The 21137-nt window shown below is 52.8% G+C and carries 21 protein-coding genes; 13 read left to right on the forward strand and 8 right to left on the reverse strand.

The features are described from left to right. From PHC90_04245 to PHC90_04260, 4 genes are all read left to right on the forward strand, one after another. Positions 1-290: transposase (locus PHC90_04245; GenBank protein MDD3845551.1), on the forward strand; the 290-nt coding region annotated here is incomplete at its 5' end. After that, positions 287-802 (forward strand): hypothetical protein, encoded by a 516-nt coding sequence (locus tag PHC90_04250; protein ID MDD3845552.1) that lies wholly within the window; start codon positions 287-289, stop codon positions 800-802. The genes PHC90_04245 and PHC90_04250, both read left to right, overlap by 4 nt. 227 nt (positions 803-1029) lie before the next feature. Next, positions 1030-1704, forward strand: a complete 675-nt coding sequence (locus tag PHC90_04255) for a Type 1 glutamine amidotransferase-like domain-containing protein (protein MDD3845553.1) — start codon at positions 1030-1032, stop codon at positions 1702-1704. 351 nt (positions 1705-2055) lie between these two features. Further along, on the forward strand, positions 2056-3555 hold the full coding sequence (locus tag PHC90_04260) for an SEC-C metal-binding domain-containing protein (protein MDD3845554.1): 1500 nt from the start codon (positions 2056-2058) through the stop codon (positions 3553-3555). Between the two features lie 161 nt (positions 3556-3716). On the opposite strand, the gene PHC90_04265 is transcribed toward PHC90_04260, so the two are convergent. Then, positions 3717-4049: a hypothetical protein gene (locus PHC90_04265; protein MDD3845555.1), complete on the reverse strand. Its 333-nt coding sequence runs from the start codon at positions 4047-4049 to the stop codon at positions 3717-3719. Between the two features lie 444 nt (positions 4050-4493). Here PHC90_04265 and PHC90_04270 point away from each other — a divergent pair, with 444 nt between their 5' ends. Further along, on the forward strand, positions 4494-7079 hold the full coding sequence (locus PHC90_04270; GenBank protein MDD3845556.1) for a GAF domain-containing protein: 2586 nt from the start codon (positions 4494-4496) through the stop codon (positions 7077-7079). Positions 7080-7422: 343 nt separating this feature from the next. Here the strand turns inward: PHC90_04270 and PHC90_04275 are convergent, their stop codons facing one another. Both PHC90_04275 and PHC90_04280 read right to left on the reverse strand, forming a co-directional pair. Next, positions 7423-7737, reverse strand: a complete 315-nt coding sequence (locus PHC90_04275; GenBank protein ID MDD3845557.1) for a BrnA antitoxin family protein — start codon at positions 7735-7737, stop codon at positions 7423-7425. Continuing rightward, the gene (locus PHC90_04280) at positions 7709-8032 is read right to left on the reverse strand and encodes a BrnT family toxin (GenBank protein MDD3845558.1); all 324 of its coding nucleotides are present in this window, start codon (positions 8030-8032) and stop codon (positions 7709-7711) included. The genes PHC90_04275 and PHC90_04280 overlap by 29 nt, the downstream gene beginning before the upstream one ends. A 424-nt stretch (positions 8033-8456) precedes the next feature. Between PHC90_04280 and PHC90_04285 the strand changes: the two genes are divergently transcribed. The 4 genes from PHC90_04285 to PHC90_04300 all read left to right on the forward strand — a co-directional run bounded on the left by PHC90_04285 (position 8457) and on the right by PHC90_04300 (position 10507). Then, positions 8457-9542, forward strand: coding sequence for an acyltransferase (locus PHC90_04285; protein MDD3845559.1), 1086 nt, complete (start codon positions 8457-8459; stop codon positions 9540-9542). 244 nt (positions 9543-9786) lie between these two features. Continuing rightward, complete coding sequence (locus tag PHC90_04290) at positions 9787-9939, forward strand: hypothetical protein (protein MDD3845560.1); 153 nt, start codon at positions 9787-9789, stop codon at positions 9937-9939. Positions 9940-10025: 86 nt separating this feature from the next. Then, on the forward strand, positions 10026-10244 hold the full coding sequence (locus PHC90_04295; GenBank protein ID MDD3845561.1) for a hypothetical protein: 219 nt from the start codon (positions 10026-10028) through the stop codon (positions 10242-10244). Next, positions 10241-10507: a type II toxin-antitoxin system RelE/ParE family toxin gene (locus PHC90_04300; protein MDD3845562.1), complete on the forward strand. Its 267-nt coding sequence runs from the start codon at positions 10241-10243 to the stop codon at positions 10505-10507. Before PHC90_04295 ends, PHC90_04300 begins: the two co-directional genes overlap by 4 nt. Before the next feature lie 195 nt (positions 10508-10702). On the opposite strand, the gene PHC90_04305 is transcribed toward PHC90_04300, so the two are convergent. The 5 genes from PHC90_04305 to PHC90_04325 all read right to left on the reverse strand — a co-directional run bounded on the left by PHC90_04305 (position 10703) and on the right by PHC90_04325 (position 15473). Next, positions 10703-11251: a hypothetical protein gene (locus tag PHC90_04305; protein ID MDD3845563.1), complete on the reverse strand. Its 549-nt coding sequence runs from the start codon at positions 11249-11251 to the stop codon at positions 10703-10705. Positions 11252-11293: 42 nt separating this feature from the next. Then, complete coding sequence (locus PHC90_04310) at positions 11294-11575, reverse strand: hypothetical protein (protein MDD3845564.1); 282 nt, start codon at positions 11573-11575, stop codon at positions 11294-11296. A gap of 551 nt (positions 11576-12126) precedes the next feature. Further along, positions 12127-13767 (reverse strand): HAMP domain-containing methyl-accepting chemotaxis protein, encoded by a 1641-nt coding sequence (locus PHC90_04315; protein MDD3845565.1) that lies wholly within the window; start codon positions 13765-13767, stop codon positions 12127-12129. 84 nt (positions 13768-13851) lie between these two features. Next, a complete protein-coding gene (locus tag PHC90_04320) occupies positions 13852-14307 on the reverse strand; it encodes a cache domain-containing protein (GenBank protein MDD3845566.1) in 456 nt (151 codons plus the stop codon). A gap of 512 nt (positions 14308-14819) precedes the next feature. Then, on the reverse strand, positions 14820-15473 hold the full coding sequence (locus tag PHC90_04325) for a phosphatase PAP2 family protein (GenBank protein ID MDD3845567.1): 654 nt from the start codon (positions 15471-15473) through the stop codon (positions 14820-14822). 495 nt (positions 15474-15968) lie between these two features. On the opposite strand from PHC90_04325, the gene PHC90_04330 reads away from it, so the two are divergent. From PHC90_04330 to PHC90_04345, 4 genes are all read left to right on the forward strand, one after another. Then, on the forward strand, positions 15969-17996 hold the full coding sequence (locus tag PHC90_04330) for a serine hydrolase (protein ID MDD3845568.1): 2028 nt from the start codon (positions 15969-15971) through the stop codon (positions 17994-17996). A 166-nt stretch (positions 17997-18162) separates the two neighbouring features. After that, positions 18163-18456, forward strand: coding sequence for a putative quinol monooxygenase (locus tag PHC90_04335; protein MDD3845569.1), 294 nt, complete (start codon positions 18163-18165; stop codon positions 18454-18456). Between the two features lie 16 nt (positions 18457-18472). Then, on the forward strand, positions 18473-19273 hold the full coding sequence (locus PHC90_04340) for an amidohydrolase family protein (protein ID MDD3845570.1): 801 nt from the start codon (positions 18473-18475) through the stop codon (positions 19271-19273). Positions 19274-19397: 124 nt separating this feature from the next. Continuing rightward, positions 19398-21107: a solute carrier family 23 protein gene (locus PHC90_04345; GenBank protein ID MDD3845571.1), complete on the forward strand. Its 1710-nt coding sequence runs from the start codon at positions 19398-19400 to the stop codon at positions 21105-21107. The last annotated feature ends 30 nt before the right edge of the window (positions 21108-21137 follow it).

A 21137-nucleotide genomic window follows, 5' to 3' on the forward strand; every position in this document is an offset into this window, starting at 1 on the left:
CACGAAGGAACCACTCGCCGGCATTCAAGGCAAAGGTAGCCCTGGATGCCCTGAAGGGAGAAGAGACGATCGTTGAACTGTCCCAGCGGTACCAGGTCCACCCGAACCTCATAACGGAGTGGAAGAAACAGCTCCTGGAACACGCCGCCGACGTCTTCTCGAAGGACAGGGGAACGGACCAGGGTCCCGATATCAAGGAACTCCACGCCAAGATCGGCCGGCTTGCCATGGAGAACGATTTTTTATCAGGCGCGCTCGGGCGCATAGCCGGGCCGGGCGCAAAGAAATGATCGACAGAAAGGACCCTCTGCCCGTGACGGCACAGTGCAGGATACTCGATCTCTCCCGTTCAGGCGTCTACTATACGCCTGCCCCTCTCTCCGTGAGGGACAGGGAACTCATGCGCGCAATAGACGAGATCCACCTCGATATGCCCCACCTCGGCTCCCGGGGCATGAGGAACGAACTGGGAAGCAGGGGTTACAAGGCGGGAAGGATCCACGTCAGGACCCTCATGCGGAAGATGGGGGAGCCAGGGGGACGTTGCCAAGAAACCAAGAAAGCAGATTTCCCCAATACCCTTCCCGTCATTTCAAGTGGCTATGCGCGGGTGGTTTCGTCCTCGACGCGGGGCTTTTGGGGTAGTAATGGACCTCAATTTTCATCAGAAGAAGTAATATACACAGGAAACAGGCCGGAGATGTCAGCACGGGGCGAAAGCCCCTGGGCCAATCGTCAACAACAGAGGTGCTCATGCCACGACACGCCCGCCTTAATGCGGCAGGTGTGCTCCACCATGTGATCGTTCTCGCATTGTTCGGTCATAGCGAGGAAGAGGCCCTCCATGTTAATCTAGGAACGGGAAAACGGTTCACGGGGCGAAAAGTACCTCTTTCTTGACTGCAAATTGCCTTGATCTCCAGGTACAAGTAATGATCTACTGTGCGCACGCCATGCCAGGCATAACGCATCTGTGACCTGTACAGAAATCGTCCTGGCTGAGCCAAATGTTACGAATCAAGAAGGGCCATGAAAAAGCTAGTCGTAGTAGGTGCCGGGGGCTACACTCTGGAACCTGAAAGTCAAATGATAGACGAGTTTTTCTTGAAGAAGGTCGGAAAGAGCAATCCGAAGATATGTCTGCTGCCTACAGCTTGTGGCGACAGGCAGGATACTATTGAAAGATTTCATTCCTTTTATCAGAGTCAGGGCGCCGTTACGAGCCATGTTTCCGTGTTTGTAGCGGAAACAAAAGATGTTGAGCTGCATCTGCTCCAACAAGACGGCATATACATCACCGGGGGAAACACAAAGAGCATGTTGGCCTTATGGAGAGAATGGGGAATCGACCGTGCTATCCGGAAGGCCTACCAAGCCGGTATTGCCATTTGCGGTATTAGTGCCGGTGCAATGTGCTTCTTCGAAGAAGGTCTTTCAGACTCCTTTGCGGATCGGTACGTCCCACTGAAGTGTCTCGGCCTTATAGAGGGCAGCTTCTGTCCACATTATGTATTGGACAGCGAAGGGGCCCTGACGTTTCAAGGCCATATCCGAGCCAATAGAATGAAACCGGGCATCGGTATTGAAGACGGAGTCGCTCTTTCCTACCAGAACGGGAAGCTCTCGGAGATCGTGAAGTCCCGTCGACAAGCTCAGGCCTACAGGGTTGAGTCCAGCGGGGAACCCGGGTTGATCAAGACATGAATAGGGCACCAGAGGCCGGGAGCACGAGGGCAAGCACGTTCGTTAACAAGTAAATAACTCAATCTACCAATCCCTTTAGCGAGGAGCTATTCAGCCTCTGCCACGTCTGAACGAGCAATGGGGGAGCCAGGGGGACGAGAAACCAAGAAACCAGATTTCCCCAATACCCTTCCCGTCATTTCATGTGTCATGCGCGCCTGGTTTCGTCCTCGACACGGGGCTTTCAGGGTAGTAACGGACCTCACTTTTCATCGTGCCCTTGCATGATAAAACCGGGTGCGATAAGATGATTGATGTCTCCGGGAGAGTGATTTTGCCGGAGTGTTAAACAAGCAGAAACCGGGGAGGGAAATGAACAATATGGCCGGACAGAAACCAAAGACCGGAACACCGAAGTGCGGTATCTGCGGCAAACAGGGGAAACTGAGAAAGACAGAATGTTGCGGAAACTGGATCTGCGACGACGAGGCGGAATACATCCCTTTTTCCTATGAACGCAACAGCTGTTCGCGGAACCATCAACGCTACACACTCTGCGGCTTCCACTATGCGGAGGGACATCGTGGCCACTGGAAGGACTGTCCGGAGTGCCGGAAAGAGTTCGAGACGGAGATGTACGTCTGGTATGGTACCAATGAGTACAATTTTGAAAAACTCGATAACCCTCCTGCGTATAGACCGACGAAATGCGCAATCTGCGGAAGGGTCATCAGGCTTGGCACCGATAACTTCACCCAGTCAGGAGGTGATTACTGGTGTGAGCGCTGCGCGGACAAAAAACTGGCCAAAGAGTTTGCCGACCGCCAGGAGGCTTCGACAGAAGGGGCCGCGGTCACTCCGAAGAGGGTGAAGATAGGGCGTAACGACCCCTGTCCTTGTGGGAGCGGAAAGAAGTACAAGCGGTGCTGTTACGGGAAACAGACAGCTCCTGCATCGGAGGAAGTGCGTCCGGTTGGTGCTCTGGACGAATTGAGGCACGCCGTTCAGGACAGAGAGTTCGGCTCGCTCGAAGAGGCGCAGGTCTTCATCGAAGGGCATACCGCCCGAAAGAACCAGGCTCCTCTGGATGATTTCGCCGGGCTTTCTCCCGAACAAATGTATCGTTTTCTGCACCTTCCCTTTTCCTCGCCGGACCTGGTCTTGTTCCCATTGCATCTCATCGCGCCTCCGGATTCTCCCATGGCGAAGCTTTTCGACTTGCTTCTCGCGGCCATAGGAGAGGACGGTCTCAAGGCGACAGCAACCGGCAATCTTCCCCTCGGTTTCGTCCGGCAATCGGCCCTTACCCATCTATCTGACGATGAGAGAGAATTTCGACCGGGTATTCGGAGCGAAACCGACTTCTTCGACCTCCATGTGACACGGGTCGTGAGCGGTTTTGCCGGGTTGGTTCGAAAGCACCGTGGCCGGTTTGTCCTGACGGGACGATGCCGCAAACTTCTGAGCCAGGGCGGGATGGCTGCTGTTTATCCTCCTCTGTTCCGTGCTTTCACAGAGAAATACAATTGGGCGTTCCGCGGTCTCTACCCGGATTTCACGATCATTCAGCAGTCGTTTCTCTTCAGCCTCTGGCTGTTTTACCGTTTCGGGAACGAATGGCGATCTCCTTCCTTCTATGAAGACCACTTCCTCAAAGCCTTTCCCGCGATTCTCTCGGAGGTGGAATCGGAACGGCACTATACAACCCCGGAAGAAATTGTTCGCTCCTGCTACACCGGGCGCTGTCTCCAGGGCTTCGCCGTTTTTACGGGCCTTCTGGATATCGAATGGGAGAAGAGGGGCATTCTCAACCGGAGTTTTAGACTGAGAACAACCGGCCTCCTGAACGAACTTGTAACCTTTCATCTGTAGAGGGCGGTCTTGAAACGGACCGGCTGCTGGAGATGACGGGTTGATTCTTGACAGATTCCCGTAGCGTGTATTCCACGCACATGTCTCACGGGACCGTCAGACCACAAGACGTCCTGCGAGCGATCACGAGAAGCTGTATCCTTCCCTCCCCGCGGTTCATTTCAAAGGGTCAATGCAAGCGCCATGTCCCGGGTTGTGGACGGGAAGGGTGCCGCCATTTCTCTGAGCTTTGCGGGGTCGAGAACATCCGTCTCGAGTTCGTCGCTGAAGGGGACATATTTCCTGAGGGACACGGCGTCGAGGAGGGCCTTCTCGGCGGCGGCGATACTGATCCCATCTGCCGTATCGAACCCGAAGAAGAGTCTGTCGGCAATCGAGGGGTACTCGATGACGCGGTCGCCGTAGCCGATCCTGTTGCGTGCCCCGCACGTGGAGTGCAGCGTGACGGCCGTGCATGTCAGGGGGACCTGGAGCAGCAGCCCGTGGTAGTTCATGGCCCATTCGCAGGAGACATATGTCGGCCTCCGGACGGAGCATGCCGCCTCCTCCACGGTGGGGGGCTGGTTCCTGAAGATCAGGGAGTTGAAATAGGAACCCTTCGCCAGTGAACGAAAGCAGCCGTCTCAGGCCATTTCCCGGGTTATCCAGCCAAAAGTTTCCAGGGGCATCCAGGAGGACTACAGGATGCCCCCGTGATCCCCCGTGATCCCGCAGGCTTCAACGGTTCCGGGAATACGGTGTATACTTTGTATATGGTCTGTTCCTTTTTGCAGGATTTGGGTTTGGCTACTCCATTATCGTGCAGGCATAGAGAACAGGCCATATCTTTAGTAAGTTTTACCGGAAACTGCGGATGTATGATATTATTTTCGCTGGAAGATCGTTTTTCCCGGGTTCATAACTGAAACCAAAGCCAGGATGACAGGAGGTGAGGGGACATGACTAAAAGGAATCTCGAGACCGGATTTGGCAGGATCTTCATGAAAAAGAAAGACCTCTATTACAGGCTCATGTTGAGCACGGGCCTGTTTTTCATTTTTCCGACCTTCGGCTTCCTTTTCTTTGCCGTGAAGTACGACATCATCCAGGACAGTTCCCTGCCGGTATTCCTTTCCGGCTTCCTCGTTTTTTCGGTTGTCGGTTTTTTTATCTTAAGGACGGTATTCACGAGGCTCACAAAGGTATCGGCGGGGCTTTCGGAGAGGGCGGCATCGGAGTTGTCCTGCTCCCAGTCGCAGGACAACCCGGACGAGCTGGGCAGCATAGTCGACACCTTCAATGCGGTGGGGGACCATCTCAGGAACACCCTTGCGGAGCTTCAGCAGAAGACGTCGGAGATATCGACGCTCAAAGAGCTTTCAGATCTCTGCTACGTGACGTTCGATACCGATGAGCTCTTCTACATTACTCTGGAACGTGCTCTGAAGCTTGTGAAGGCCGACGTGGGTTCAGTGATGATCCTTGACCGTCCGAAGCGCAAGACGTTTAGGATCAAGGCCCAAATCGGGCTTGGAGATGGGGTGAAGGTTGAAAGCGCAGTCGCTTTTGATACAAGCATAGCCAAATATGCCGTTATCAACAAATCGGCCCTTCTCGTGGAAGACATCGAAAAGGACAGCAGATTCGGGAGGAGCAATCGTTCACCGTATTCCACGAAGTCATTTATCTGTATGCCACTCAAGACAATCGGTGACATTATCGGTGTCATCAATATATCGCGCAGGAACAACGATACGGTCTTTACCCAGCACGATGTCGAGGTCCTGACACCCCTCTTAAGCAATGCCGCGTTCACCTACGAAAACATCCGGCTTTTCAAGGAGAACGAACTCGGGAACGAAATCGTGAGAATGACGATCAACATGTTCAAAACTATCAACTCGAGCCTGAAAGACAGCGAGCTCATCTACGCTATCCTGCACGAGATCCAGTCGATTATGACCTACAACCTTGCTGTTATTCTCACCTGCGACGACAACAGACCCGACGAACTCACGGTTTTCGACTTTTCATCAAAAGAGTCCACCGATTTGTCGAGGGAGATGAACTTCAACTATCGGGGTACGATCTTCGACAAGGTCATGCAGCAGGGGACCACGCTCCTCCTGGAGGATGTGGAGTGCCTGACGGAGCCTGTTGAAAAGAAGATCTTCTGTGATAAGTTCGCCCAATCCGCCATCGTGACCGCCCTTCGGGTGAGCGGCGAGGTCAAGGGCGTGATGGTCCTGTGCGCACCGAGTCTTGCCGACCTGGATAAGGGAGCGCAGTTTATCGATGTGGCGAGGGACAGCGTGGCATTTGTCGTCGAGCGCATACGGCTGTCGGCTTCTGTATCGAGGAGGAACCAGCAGCTCGATACGCTTAAACAGATCGGAAGTTCCCTCGCGGCATCGACATTCAATATCGATGAGGTTCTGAAGTACGCTATGGATATGATACGGGGAACAATGGAGGTGGAAGCCGGCTCCCTGTTCCTTGTCCGCAACGGTGAGCTGGAATTCAAGATCACCTTCGGCGTCGATGTCGCCGTACTCGAGGGATCGACGATCAAGCTGGGACAGGGCATAGCGGGATATGCAGCCGCGCAGGGGAAATCCATCATGGTGAACGATGCTCAGAATTCGCCCCATTTTTTTCCTTCGATAGACATGACCACAGGGTTCAAGACAAGATCCGTCCTGTGTGTTCCCATGATATCTCAAGGGAAAGTGATGGGCATCATAGAGCTGCTGAACAAACAGAGCGGAGATTTCGTCAAAAGCGATGAGGATCTCCTGCGGTCGATTATTTCGTCACTGGTGGTTGCTGTTGAGAACTCGCGGCTCTATGCGGAAACAGTTTCCATGGCAGAGCACGAGCGCGGTATTCGCCAAATATTTCAGAAGTTTGTGCCGTCGGAGGTGGTCGACAAGATCATCCACGCCGAGGCAGCCGGCGCTTCGCCGGTCAATGAATTCAGGTCCCTGACATTCCTCAATATCGATATAAGAGGGTTTTCGAAGCTGGCCAAGAACATAGGTCCGCACAGGACGGTTCCCATGATAAACTATTTCTTCTCCGTCATGGGAGAAATAGTTTTCAGGCACCAGGGGATCGTTGACAAATACCTCGGAGACGGTTTTCTGGCGTTATTCGGAGCGCCGATTTCTAATATTGCCGATGCCGACAATGCCATCTTCGCTTCACTTGAGATGAAGTCGTCCATGAAAGATGTGAGCGATTATTTCCTCAAGGAGATAGGGGTGCCGCTGTCAATGGGCATATCAATACACACCGGTGATGCCGTCATAGGGAACATAGGCTTCGATAAGAAAATGGACTATACGGTGATCGGTGATGCCGTCAACACTGTTTTTAGATTGCAGTCCCTCGCGAAGCCATTCCCGAACGGCATTCTGATCAGCGACAGAACGCGCAAGGCCGCCCAGTACAAACTTGATTTGAAGGAAGTCGGAGAATATGAGATCGACGCGGCACTGGAAAAAGTGAAGGTCTATGAGGTGCTGGATTACCTGAGGGCTTGACCCACGGAACAGGCGGGGGACGTTCGGGTTTAATAATAAAATAACTACCGCTCTGATGCCCCCTTCGCGTTATTCACCAGGGCCCTGCGCCGGGCAGGGGCATCCCCGTTCCCAACTCGTATTCTCGGCAGGCGCGTGAACTCATGGCAGGACGTGGACGGGGTGCTCCGCATCCGCGGTGAGCATGGCCGTGAAACGAGGGCGGAAACTGATTGAGGAAAGAGGATACAGCTTCCCGTGACCGCCGGCAGGACAGGAAAAACCTGAGAATGGGGTGTCCCCAAAGGTCCTTTCTCCTCGTTGCCATGCCATAAGTCTACTTGCTATCCGATAACGCCGAAGTTCAACGGGAGCCGGACTTGTCTGCGATCCGATGCAATGACTTCTCATGCCCCTTGGCCGCGAGTTCCTGTTCTATCCTGTCAGACAGGAAGACCTTGACCAGAGACTGGTAGGGTACGTCGCGCTTGTTTGCCAGAAGCTTCAGTTCTTCAAGCATGGATTCAGGAAGACGGAGAGAGATCGTTTTCACGGAGGGTTTCAGGTTGGCAAGCGTGAGTCTTCGTGCCTTCTTCCAGTCAACGTATTCCGTGGAATCGTGACTCCTCCAGAAATCTCTTTCCTCTTCTTCAGTCTTGAACCGGGGGATCTTCTTCATGGGTTTGATAGGACCTCCTTTCTTTCCTGTTCATGTCTCTCGCAGATATGATCCGTACCTTGTCCCTGTGAACCGTGAAGACCAGAAACAATAGCCTGCCGGAGTCCGTCTGGCCTAACACGTAGAAGCGGTTTTCCTTCTCCGAGTGCTTTTCGTCGTCACCGGACACAACGGGAATATTGAAGAATACTTGTTCGCATTCAACCGGTGTCACGTTGTGCCGTGTTTTGATATTCTCTGAATTGTGCCTGTCCCATTCGAACCCGGTGCACTTCAGGAGAAGGTCAGATATCATGGTTAAAGTATATCTCTATAATATACACGTGTCAACTGGCGAAGGTCTTCAGTTTCCTGGGAGAATAAGGCAGAGGCATTACCGGGAGTAAAAGATTGAGGCTCGCGCGAAAGAGCTATTAACCTATTGGCGAGTGTCTCTCTGGCTGCTGGTTAAGGAGGCATCGGTGGAACTTTAGGAACGCCCTTCTCATCTTCACATTCTCTCTTCTACCAAGCCTGAACGAGTAATGATGGCTGTCGGTGGTATCAGGCAGATGCTATTCCTTAGGGCACCCGCGGGACACAGGATGTCCCGTAGGCCCCCCAGGGCTCTCCGCGGAAGAAACGAATCCAACGGGGGGGGATTCGTCACATTTTCTTTTCGGCTTGCCCCTGGTCCTGTTAGGGTATAGACCGGTCTTCGAGACGTCCCGGGATGAAAAGTGGAAAAACGCAGCCTCAAATGGATAGAACTCACAAGGACCTTCGCGATGTTCTTTGTCGTGCTGTGTCATTCCAGTGACATGGTTTCTTTTCGGGAGGACCCGTGGCGGGCGGCTGCGGTTTCATCGGCGGTCCGTTTTGCGGTCCCCCTTTTCTTCATCATCTCCGGATACCTGGCCGGTGGGGGTCTTCCGTCCGGGAAAGGCAAGACTGCCTTCGCCGGCACTCTCAGGCACAGGAGCGCCCCGATCATTGTCAACTTCCTCGCATGGAACATCATTTACATGTTCCTGGTGAAGATCTTTTTCGGCGCACCCTTGTGGTCTTTCAGCTCCCTGTGGAACATTGCCACCGGGTATGTCCATCTCTATTTCATTTTTGTCCTCCTGCAGCTTCTCCTCCTTCACGGGTTGGTCAGCCGGTTTCTCAAGGGACGAGCCGGCAATGCGATCATCGCTTTTGCGGCGATCCTGTCGATTGTCTTCTACGTAATATCGGACACCCTGCTGTGGACGAGAGGGGCCGACGGTTATTTCTTCGAATGGCATTGGGGCAAGTTGTTCGCTGCCTGGTCTTTGTTCTACTTCTGGGGCGTGTGGCTTGGCGACCGGACCACTGTGATCGAAAGAATGTCGCGGTCTGTCATTCCTCTCGTCGCGGCAACTGCCATATCCTTCATACCCTACGCCGTCGAGACCCATGTCCAATTACAGGTTTATGGATACACTCCTCGGGGCTATTTCCTGGCGGGCGGCCTTGCCTTCCAGTTCCTCTGCGCCAATCTCGTTCTCGCCTCAGCCTACCGGCTGATCGCCCTCAAGAGAACTAACCGGCTGACGGATGCGATGGTCGGGTCCGGCGCCGATACGTACGGCATATACCTTTGCCATTATGCGTTCGTCATGGCCATGGGATATTTGCAGGCATACCTCCCTATTCCCTTGCCACCTGTGCTTGCGATCCTTTTGATCGCCGTCATCGCCTGGACCGCAAGCCAGGGCCTTGTCAGAGTTCTTGGCTCGCCGCGTTTCAGGGCTGTCAATCTTGTGTTGTTTCGTATGGAGAGAAAAGGGCTCAGGGGTTAGGATCCGCCCTGAGCCCTTTTCTCTCATTTCCGCGCTGTCTGAGTTCCCGGGGTATACGCGTTCTCATTTTGTACAGAGCATTCCAGGATCGTCAGAACTATTCCCGAAGGAACTGGAAAAGGCGGTCAAGGACACGGAGAAGACGGAAACGGAAAGGATCGAGTTCAAATTGAAACATGAGATGCAATTGATCCAGAAAGAGACGGAGGGAGAGCAGAAGCTCCACGAGTAGGCGGTGGAGGCATTGCAGTCAAAGATTAGGGAGCAAGAGGAACTGATACGGCAGCTGACGCAAAAGGCGGACGAATCGGTACAGCAGGTCCAGACCATAGCCGTGAAGGCAATTGAAGGCGCATCGGCACAGCGGATCGTGACGGAGAGAGTGAAGGAAGCCTGAGTGCCGACGCTGGTTTGAGGAACTACAGTATGACTGTATTTGCTTTCCCGTTTCAATGTGCTACAATTGTAACAGAGGTGAATAACATGAGCATAGCGATCCGTATAGACGATGAATTGTACAATGCGGCCAGGAAGAGCGCGGAAGCCGAAAGCAGGACCGTTCCCCTGCAGGTGGCTTACTGGGCCCGGATCGGAAAAGCTGCCCTGGACAACCCGGACCTTCCGGGTGAGTTGATCCGGGACATCCTGGCAGCGAAGAAGCAGGGCGAGTTCGAGCCCTTCGAATTCCGCTCTGAAGAATGAACATTGTCCAGTCGCCATATTTCAGGCGTGTCTACAGGAAGCTTCACCGTAATCAGGCCAAGCCGGTCAACGACGCGATCAGGCATATCATGTCGGATCCAACATGCGGCGAAGAGAGGAAGGGTGATCTGGCTGGTGTACGGGTATACAAATTCCCTGTCCTTGACCAGCAGTTCCTTCTGGCCTATGGGTATGATGAACAGGCGCTCTTCCTCCTTGGTCTGGGCGTCCATGAGAACTTCTATCGGGAGCTGAAGAGATGAGGAGGCTACCAGGGGGCCAAGGGGGCAGGGGACTCTTGGGGATGTCCCTCGCATTCTCACATTCTCATGCCGGAAATGCCGCCTTCGATGTGCAGCAGATTCCGTCGCCTCCATACATAATAAAAATAGCGGAAAACTATCATCCGTCTGGCATCACATAAACTCGACTGACCCCGGCAAAGAGGGTAATCGGTTTCACATGCCCGGAGAATGGCTGTACGGCCCAGGCCAGTAGCCGCTTTCCATTGCTTCCTGTACTTCATATCCATTGAGGAGATCACAGCCCGGGCCCTGGGAACGTATCTTCGTTGAAAGATCATTGAGCAGGTTCGGATCATTTCCAAGTTCCTTGAATATCGTGATGCTTCCCTCGACGGTGTAGGTGATCTCAGCCTGGCTGTTGAATGTGTAGCTGCTCGCGCCACCACGCCCTCCACGTTGTGCCATCACATCGCTTACAAGGTCGCGGCAATCACGCTGTCCGAAGACGTACGGCAGGTCGCGGCCTTCCCAATTGTCTATGACACGCTGCATTTCCCGGTATTGGGTCATGGTTATGTCATATTCGCGGTACAGGGTCCATTGATGATCGGTATCGTCGTTGACACGCCCTTTCCACACAGGTGAGTATACCGCTGGAGCGAAGCCCTTGGTTTCCGTAGCGCCATCGGATCCCGAGAGTTGAACCCATGTATGGGGTATTCCTTCCAGATCGTAATAGACTCGTGCCTTATAGCCACCCATGATCATCCCTCCTTTTTTCTGTGCAGTCCGGGGGGGGGTAAGTCATGGGTGATGATGGACATACCACTGCCAGACTACGGGGTACAGGGGCAACAATACGACTGCCGTGCAGATCACGGTGCCAAGGATCGCGAGAGCCCGACGGGGTTCACGCAACAGGATAGCTTTCATCCCGTGATAGAGTCCGAGACAGGCCAGCACCCATGCCGGGATGGCCAACACCCACAGGAACAGGAACATCCCGACAGGGTTCAACCCGACGAAGCATAAGAGAACCGACCAAAGCGCAAAAAGCATGGAACGAAAGGCGCGATCTTTTTCCAAGAACTCCTCCTGAACGAACTCTTCCTACCCCTTACCGGACCCAGGTATGAGAGTATTACTTCCGGGAAGGGAAAAAAGACTCAAAACTGTTCAGTGGGGGTAAAAAAGCCAACAATAACCTACTGGGTCAGAGAAGCAAGAAAAGGAAGACTTTCTTTGGTAGGCACTGCAAAGAAAGCTCTATCAGAAACGGAAATAGAATTAGCCAGAGTCAAAAGAGAACTTGCCCAGGTTGTAAAATCCGCTCAACCTCGAACACCTTTTGCCCTTGTGCCGGATTCGGTGTTCGATTAAAACGGATTACCTACCCTCCCTGCCACACATGATAGACTGCGGATAACCTTGGGGATGCCCTATACATCTTCACGTTCTGTCGTTTTCCGAACCCCCCCGATGATCGCAGAAGGCCTTCTCGGGGCGGCATCTTGCTTCATCCTGGGGTTGATCATGACAACATCAACTGGCAGGCTAGAGGTCCCGCCTTGAGAAAGTGAAAATGTAAAGGGCATCCCCGTTCCCAACTCGTATCCTGGCGTGGTCTTGTCCTCCTTTTACAAGGTGAATTGTCCGACCACGTCGTGCAGATCCCGGGATAGCCCGGCTAATTGGGAAGCGGCATTCGCATTGTCCTGGATCTGCCGCGCGGTTTCGGCCATGACCTCGGATATCTGCTGTATGTTGTTGGCTATTTCGTTTGTCGTCGCTGTTTGCTGTTCCGATGCGACCGCAATCTGATTTATCTCTGTTGTCACCACATTAACCTGATTCAATATGTCGTGAAGCGCATCCCCCGACTTGGTGGCCTCAGTCGCTCCGCGCCGGGCCTCGGACACTCCCTCCTGCATAGAATTGACGGCATTTTTTGTTTCGGTTTGCATTGCTATGATCGTCTCGCTTATTTCCTTGGTTGCATGGGAAGTCCTTTCCGCGAGCTTTCTGACCTCATCGGCAACGACGGCGAAACCTCTGCCATGCTCGCCGGCCCGCGCTGCCTCGATGGCCGCATTCAAGGCAAGCAGGTTCGTCTGGTCGGCTATTTCATTGATAAGGCCCACCACGGCACCTATCTGTTCTGAACGCATGCCGAGGCTCTCAATGATTTGAGCGGAGTCCCTCACCCGTTCGTTGATGGAGTTCATAACGGATATCGTTCCTGTAATGATCTCTTCCCCGGTTCGAGCGGAATTATTGGCATTTTCAGAACTTCCTGCAACCCGTACGCAGTTTTGTGCTATTTCGGAGGAAGTCGTAGACATCTCTTCGCTCGCGGTCGCGACCGAATTGACCTGGCTCGTGGCCTGTTCGATGCCCGCAGCCATTTGCTCTGCGCCGTTGTCGAGCATTGCCGCAGCATCTGAAACACGGTTGCTGCTATCCGCTACCCGGGATATTGTATGATGCAGGGTTCCAACGAAATCATTAAAAATTCGCGCCATTGACCCTATTTCATCCTGTGAGATTGTCTCTATTCGTTTTGTAAGGTTCCCCTGGGAGATATCCCCGATCATTTGCACGGTCTTGTTAATGGGTTCAAGGATAACTCGTGTGGTAAGCACGGTGGCCAGGATAGAGACTATTATGGCTATGACAAGGACAATGATAGACAACGCGAACACACGGCGGTAGCTGGCAACGGAAGATTTGTAATTCGATTCACTCCGCTTGTCTTCCTGGTTCATCATTTGAGTGAGATTCTTGTTCAGCACCTGGAATTTATCGTCTGTTGTTCCCATGAACATTGTTGCGGACGCGATATCGACGGACGCGACGTCAATAACACCTTCTACCGGTTTGTTGTATTCTCTAAGGTTGTTGAGGAGTAAGCCATAGATCTTTTTTTCCTCCGCTCCTATATTACTCCGTTTCAGGTGATTCTCGACATCCGTGATGGCCTTTTGAAGCGTCGCCAGTTGTGTTTTTCCCAGTGCCTCCACTTTATCTTTGTTATAATTCGAATTTGCCCAACTCAACACTTTATAGATATTGGCGTGCACATTCGTGAGTTCGTCCTTTAGTTTGGAGGCTTTTTGATAGTTGGCAAACGTATCGTGATACATGTCATCCATGGCACTTTTCTGATTCATCATCCCGAGATATGCAACAACCCCAAATACGATCAACATGGCGAGGACAACCATGGGCGAGAACAAGATCTTTCTTGATAACTTAAGGTTCACGAAATAGTGTTTCACATCTCCCTCCTTCCAGAGGTAAAAATGGCAGAATGCCCCATTGACATTCTGCCATTATCGTTTGTACGGTGTTTCCGAGATATTTTATTTCTTGTAGATGCCGCATCCGAAAGCATAGCCATCGACCTTCTCCACATATGTGGTCTTGCTATCGACCTTCTTGGTTACCGGGTTCGTCCACTTGTAGTCGACCCACCCGCTCCCTTTTTCATTTGCGGTCTTTATGATCTCTTTCATGAAGAACTTGCCATCGGCATCCTTCAACTCGGACATGTCTTTCCCTACGAGCCTGGCATTGCCGCCGTGAGCAAAGACCTTACCTTTTGAATCGACGACAAATATGTAGAGATCGCCTTTCGTGAACTGCCCCTTTGGATTTGTGAATTCCGCGAATGCTTTGTCCTTACCGTTGGCTTTGTAGAACGCCGCACCTTTCTGGATGAGTGTCTTAGCATCAGCCTGACCTGCCGCATAGGTATCCGACATTGCAAGGCCCAGGAAAAAACAGCACACCATTACCACCCACAACACCTTTCTCATTTCAACCCCTCCTTAAATAATTTGGTGTTCCAGTTCCGGCACTATTCACCCGGAATGTTGGAAACGAACTCCGCTTCGAACTAATTATCGGCAGATTAAGCAGAACATTAATAATAATCTGCAAAGGGGCAGGTGGGGGACTTGACGAACCCCAGCATACTGAAACCTTCAATGGGTAATAACTTAAGCCCCTCGTGGGGGAATCTAACCCACGGGGGCCGAGAAAGACATTCGTTAAAAAGTAAGGAATTCGGGACCGCCCTGCATGTTTGTCAGTATGTCTTATTGGTTACAACACATCGAGACAGTCATGTGTTATCTCGCCGAAGGCGATAAGGAGGAAAACTGCGGACAGCATTCCGCGCACAATACGGTTTTCATTCATGTGCCCTCCGGGGCGTAAAAGCCAGTCTGCCCGAAAAACGGGTTATCTTCTGTCTGTTTCTATCACGTTTAGCATGGCCATGTCATTATCTTCTGCCTGTCCTGACCAGTTGCATCATAGTTATATGTTACCGGTCCTTCCCTCGTGTACCCGAATGCTCCTGCCCCTCATCCCGGAAGAAGAGGGCGGCTGTCCACAGGGCGGAGAAGGTTCCGATAAAGGCGCCGAAAACGATGTCGCTTGCGTAGTGATCCGTCACAACAATACGGCTGAGGCCGATGAGTGTGGCGAGTGCGATAAAATAACCCGCATACCGCCGGAATAGAACGGACAGCGAAGTGCATACGGCGAAGGCCCTGAGGGTGTGGCCCGAAGGCGTTGAGTTCATCCGCCACTGTGTCGAGAAAAAGTGAAATCCGTAGAGGTTGTCCTCAAAGAGCATAACGGGCCGGTAACGTCCGAGCAGATATTTCAGGCCGTCCCCAACGCACCAGGCAATGGCCAAACTGAGACAGACGTACAACACGGGTCCGGTCCATGGCCTCTCTCGACCTGGATCGGCTGCGAGAACGGCAACGACCGCCAATGCCAATGCCAGACTAACGTACGCGCCGTAGGCCAGCGTGGAGAAGAACACTCCAGCCTGATGAACCTGGTTGTCCGCGCAGCAGGCATGCAGCCACATACTGACGGGGCGGTCGACAAAGAGAAAGAGCAAGACGTAAAGTGTGAAAGCCAGTGCCGCCGACTGGTATGTCGTCTTGTATAAAGATCCCATCATATGGTTGCCTGGAGTCTGGATCGTCATCTTCGGGAATGCCCTCTGCATCTCTGTGCACTTTCTTCTGCCAGACCAACCCTGGGAAAGCCATTCACATCTTCACAGTCTTTTTTCTGCCAGATTTGAACGAGCGATGATAATCGCAGGTGGTATTACGCAAATGGTATTCCTCTCCCCCGAAAATGTCAATAATAAGCACGCCTTCCATATTCTTAGTTTCCAAAAGAACAGGGCAGGGACATTGCCGGGAGGAAGGGATGGAAGCTTGCCCGGAAAAGTTATTTACCTTTTGAACGAATGTTATGTATCTCTTTCCCGCCCCAGGTCCCATCGGTTTTCTTTGAGGGGCCAACTTACCATAGACCGCCTCCGGGGTGGGTCATTTTTCGAACCTCGCATGTTCCGTTCGCATTTGATTGACATGCAAGGCCGGTCTTTTTATACTCCTTTCCAGTAAAAAGCTATTTTTTGCCAGGACAAGAAAGGGAGGGTGTAATGTCAAGAGTCAGACGTATCGGTGCGGTTTGGCTGTGCTTCATGCTGATAACAGTACTTGCATCAGGCAAGACGACGGAGATACAACCCGATCTTCATAAAGATGCTGTTACCACGGCCCGAAGTGAGGTCTGGCGGGCCATAAACAGCGGCCAGTGCGGGAGTGCTACCGTTGCCATAAAGGTCAATGGCAAGGTTGTTTACGCCGAAGGCTTTGGCATGGCAAACAGAGAGGAGAGTATCCCTGTCGACAGAAATACGCTGTTCAATATAGGTTCTATCAGTAAGATGTATGTGGCAACCGCGATCATGCTGCTCGTTGACGACGGCAAGGTCTCCCTTGATCGGCCTGTCACGGACTATCTTCCGGAGTTCAAGATGGCTGACCACAGATACAAGACGATCACCGTAAGAATGCTATTGAACCACACATCCGGCATGCCGGGGACCGAGAGCGCGAATTCCTTCACGTTCAGGTACGATGACAATATCAAGCAGGAAACGATAAACACTTTGGCCCGCGCGCACCTCAAACATGCCCCGGGTGCAATGGCAGTGTATTGCAATGATGGGTTCACGTTGGCGGAAATGATAGTGGAGCGGGTAAGCGGCTGGAGATACATGGACTTTCTTAATGAGAGGATCTTCAAGCCGCTGGGTCTGGAAAACACCGGCATGGGCCTGGGGGAGATGATGGGCAGGCCCATAGCCCTGTACTATGACCCTGAAACCGCGAAAGTTCATCCGCCCGAATCAATCTCTCTCCTGGGTGCTGGCGGACTGTCATCAACTGCCGAGGAACTCTGCCGTTTTACGGATAGTGTTTTAACGAGGGGTAAGCTCTTGAAGGGATCATCTCTCGTGGAGATGAAAAAGGCGCAACCTTCGGCGTTTGCGACCGTCCTCAAAAAACCCTCATTTTCATATGGACTTGGCTGGGACCTTATAGGCGTTCCGCGGTATGATGCGGCGGGAATTCAGATATTAGGCAAGAGCGGGGGCACTGTAAATTACTCTTCTATGGTTTACACGGTCCCTGACAAGAAAATATCTGTTGCCGTTATTGCCTCGGGAGCTGAAAGCGGCGCAATGAAAATAGCGCTCGACATATTGGATGCGGTACTGGTTGAAAAAAAGCTCATTGCAAAAGAAGAAAAAACCGTTTCGATACCGCCGGAGGCGCAGAAATTGCCGCAGGATTATGCTTCCCTTGGCGGTCATTATGCCAACGAAACTAAATTGGGCCGGATTGTCTTTGATAAGGACAAGAACAGCGCCACTCTGTTCTTCTTCAAGGAACATAAGAAAACAGCGGCAACGGTCCTCGTCTATAATAATGGCTATTATCACGATACTAAGGGCAACCGTTTCTATCTCGGCAGCACAGGCGGGGAGAGCTATCTGATAACCTCCATCGCGTCATTCGGGATCGATAGCATCATTATGCAAAAAGTGAAGCCAATTGAAAACCCGCAACGTCTCAAGATCGATATGGATGGAAAGGTTTGGCTGCGGCGCAATGTTTCTCCTTTTGAGTCGATTCCGGTGACGCAATCCCATTATACAAAATCCTTGTTGTACAAAGACCTGCCGGGATATGTGTTCTTTAATGGTCTCAAGAGGATCGATTCCCCTGAATTCGCCGGCATGCCCTTCGACTCTATCCGCGACCAGACGGAACTCACCCTTTTTGAGAAAAACGGGGCCACATGGGCATGGGTTTCCGACATGGCATACAGTCCGAAAGAGAGTGCCGCTGCATTGAAGACCGGAGAGAATTCCCTGAGGATAGGGAGCGATGGATATAACGAATGGCTCGCGGCTGATGAAGGCATGGTTCTGAGCTTTACAAAACCTGAACGGGGGAGAATTATCATATTCTCTTCCGATGAAACCGCGACCTATGACAGCGCGCTCGATACAGGCGATGCATATGCCGCCCGGGGCAGTTATATTGAATGCGCCGGTTTCGCAGATGATGTCTTTACAATCAAAGCCAGGCCTGCAGCGGCAGGCAACAAGAAATAGAAAGATACCAGTCATTGCGAGCCTGAGTATGGTGGCAGGCAGGGGATGTTCCCCGGGGAATTAAACAACTTCTGAACTGTGTTCTCTGGTTGTTGTGGCATTTGATAGTGGTCCGGGCGTCGTGTTATAGACATCACCTGGTCATCATAGAAAAGGAGGTAGAAAAATGATCACGCTTATCGCCAGGCTGCCGATTGTGGAAGGAAAAATGGATGAAGCGTTAGGAGAGTTTAAAGAGTTAATGTCCAGGGTGGCCAAAGAGGAAGGAACTGTGTTGTATTCTCTGAACAGAGAAAAGGCCGACCCGAACACTCTGGTCGTAGTCGAACAGTACAAGGACGAAGATTCTTTAAAGTTTCATTCTTCCACACCTTATCTTAAAAGCTTTTTTGCAAAAAGTGTTTCCTTTGTCGTGGGAAAACCGGAAGTCGTCATTATGGAAGAGATAAGCAGGACTTAAGGGCAGGCAGGGGACTGTGAAGATCGATTTCCATACCCACGTTTATCCCGACCGTGTGGCTCATAGTACGGTCTCGGCGGTTTGCCGGCGGTCGGGGATCGGCGCCTGTGCGGACGGCACCCTGGAGGGACTGAAAAGGTCCATGGCGGCTGCCGGGATCGATCTTTCCGTCGTGGCGGCCGTGGCGACGAAGCCGGAACAGGTTGAATCTATTCAAAGATGGCTGACAGCCATTCGGCAACCGGGCATTGAAGCGCTTGCCGCCATGCACCCCGCCGACCCCTTGAGCCCCGAGCAGATGAGAATGCTGAAGCGAAAAGGATTTCGGGGTTTTAAACTTCACCCTGATTATCAGGATTTCTTTGTTGATGATCCCCGGATGTATCCTCTGTATGAGAGGGCGGCGGCGGAAGGCATGTTCATTCTCTTCCATGCCGGGGTCGATCGGGGGCTTCCCTATCCGGTCCATGGGACGCCGAAGGGTCTCGCCGCGGTTCACGAGGCCGTTCCGGAACTCTGCATGATCGCTGCCCATCTGGGAGGGGAAGACGCTTACGAGGAAACGGCGGAACATCTGCTGGGTCAGGACATCTACCTGGACACGGCCTTTGTGCTGCGCCAGATGCCCGGGACATTCCGGGAACGCATCCTCAAGGAACATCCGGCGGACCGTTTGCTGTTTGCATCGGACAGTCCATGGATGGATCAGGGTGAAGAACTTCGGTTTCTGCTGCAATTGCCGTTTCTGACAGAAAGCGATAAGGAGAAAATCTGTTTTTCCAATGCGGCGCGGCTGTTGGGATTGGAGAATGGGTAACCCTGGTCCCTCCGTTGCCCCCCGTGGTCCCATAGTGATAGTGCCCGGTACCCCGGTCTGGCAGACTATTTCCGGCTGATTACGAAACATGTACCAGATGATAAGAAAACGAGGTGATCCGCATATGGCAAAGAAACCGGCAAATCTTCTCTATGGTGTTGACGACCGGCCCCCGATCGGTATCTGTATGGTGCTGGCCATCCAGCATATTTTTTTCCTGACAAGCGGTTTCATTGTGGTCGCCATTGTCATGGGCCAGATGGGCTGCAGCCCCGACCTTATCCGCAATGTCGTATCCATGACGATGATCGCGGGCGGCATAGCGACGATTCTCCAGGCCCTGAACCGCGGTCCCGTGGGCAGCGGTTATCTCTGTACCGAGGGGACCGATCCGAGCTTTCTCTCCATTTCCGTTCTGGCCGGCAGTGTGGGCGGCTTGCCCCTTATCTTCGGGATGACCATCGTTTCCGGCGTCATCGAATGCCTGCTGTCCCGGGTCATGCACCGCCTTCGCGTCATTTTTCCTCCCGATGTCACAGGCGTGGTATTAACCATGGTGGGCCTCAACATCGTTCCCATAATGATCCTTGACTTCATGGGTGTTAAGGACAAAAACAGCCCGATCGAGACAGCGAACGTGTCGGTAGCGGTAATAACGCTTGCCATCATGGTGGGAACCAGTGTGTGGAGCAGGGGAAAACTGCGCCTCTACTCGGTCATCATCGGAATTGCGGGCGGTTACTGCGCCTCAATTCTCCTGGGGGTACTGACGACGGCCCAGATGCAGGAGATAGTTCAGGCCCCGATGCTGTCTTTGCCGGACATTTCTCACATCAGCTATTCCTTTGACCCGGCTCTTTTGATCCCGATCGTCATTGTCACCCTGGCCTCCACCCTGAAATCCGTTGCCTCTCTCACAATGTGCCAGAAGGTCAACGACACAGCCTGGGTCCGTCCGGACCTTGTCAATATCGGCAGGGGTACCCTGGCCGACGGGCTTGCGTCGATCATCGGCGGTTCCCTGGGGGCATTGGGAAAGTCCCTCTACGCCGCCAGCGTCGGTCTCACCGTGGCCACGGGCGCGACGAGCAGGGTCATAGCCTATTACATAGGGGGCCTCTTCATCGCCCTGGCCTTTCTGCCGAAACTGGCCGCAGTGTTCAGCATTATGCCCAAGCCGGTCATGGGCGGGGCGCTGGTCTACATGGTCTGCTTCATGGTGATCTCCGGCATCCAGATGATGACCTCCCGGATGATCGATAACCGCAAGACATTTGTCATTGCAGTCTCTCTCATGTTCGGCATGAGCGTGGACATATTCCCCAATCTCTATCACCACGTGCACCCCTGGCTGAAACCCTTCTTCAGTTCTTCTCTGACAGTCACCACGGTGCTTGCAATCGGCCTTAACCTGATCATGCGCATCGGGATCTCACGCAGCGCAACCTTGAAGCTCACGTCGGGCGAGCATTCGTCGGATACCGTATTCCGGTTTATGGAGGACCTGGGCGCCTCCTGGGGGGCCCGCAAGGATATTATTCACAGGGCCATGGCCGCCATGAACGAATTCGCGGAGGCCATCGTCCATTGCGGAATGGGAGGCAAAGAGATCGTCATGACCGCAGTTTTCGACGAATTGAGCCTGAACATCGGGATAACCTACGAGGGCCCGGCGGTGGAATTTCCCGAAGAGCGTCCCGATATGGCTGCAATCGTTGACGACCCGGGGGCGCTCGCCCGAATGTCCGGATTCCTCGTCCGTCATTATTCGGACAGGATCAAGGTGTCCCGGGAAGGCGACCGGTCCAGGGTGGATCTCCACTTCGACCACTGAGAAAGGTTCCCCTGGAGATGGTCAAGATCT

This window comes from Syntrophorhabdaceae bacterium (assembly GCA_028698615.1).
In the GTDB taxonomy this organism is placed as follows: domain Bacteria; phylum Desulfobacterota; class Syntrophorhabdia; order Syntrophorhabdales; family Syntrophorhabdaceae; genus Delta-02.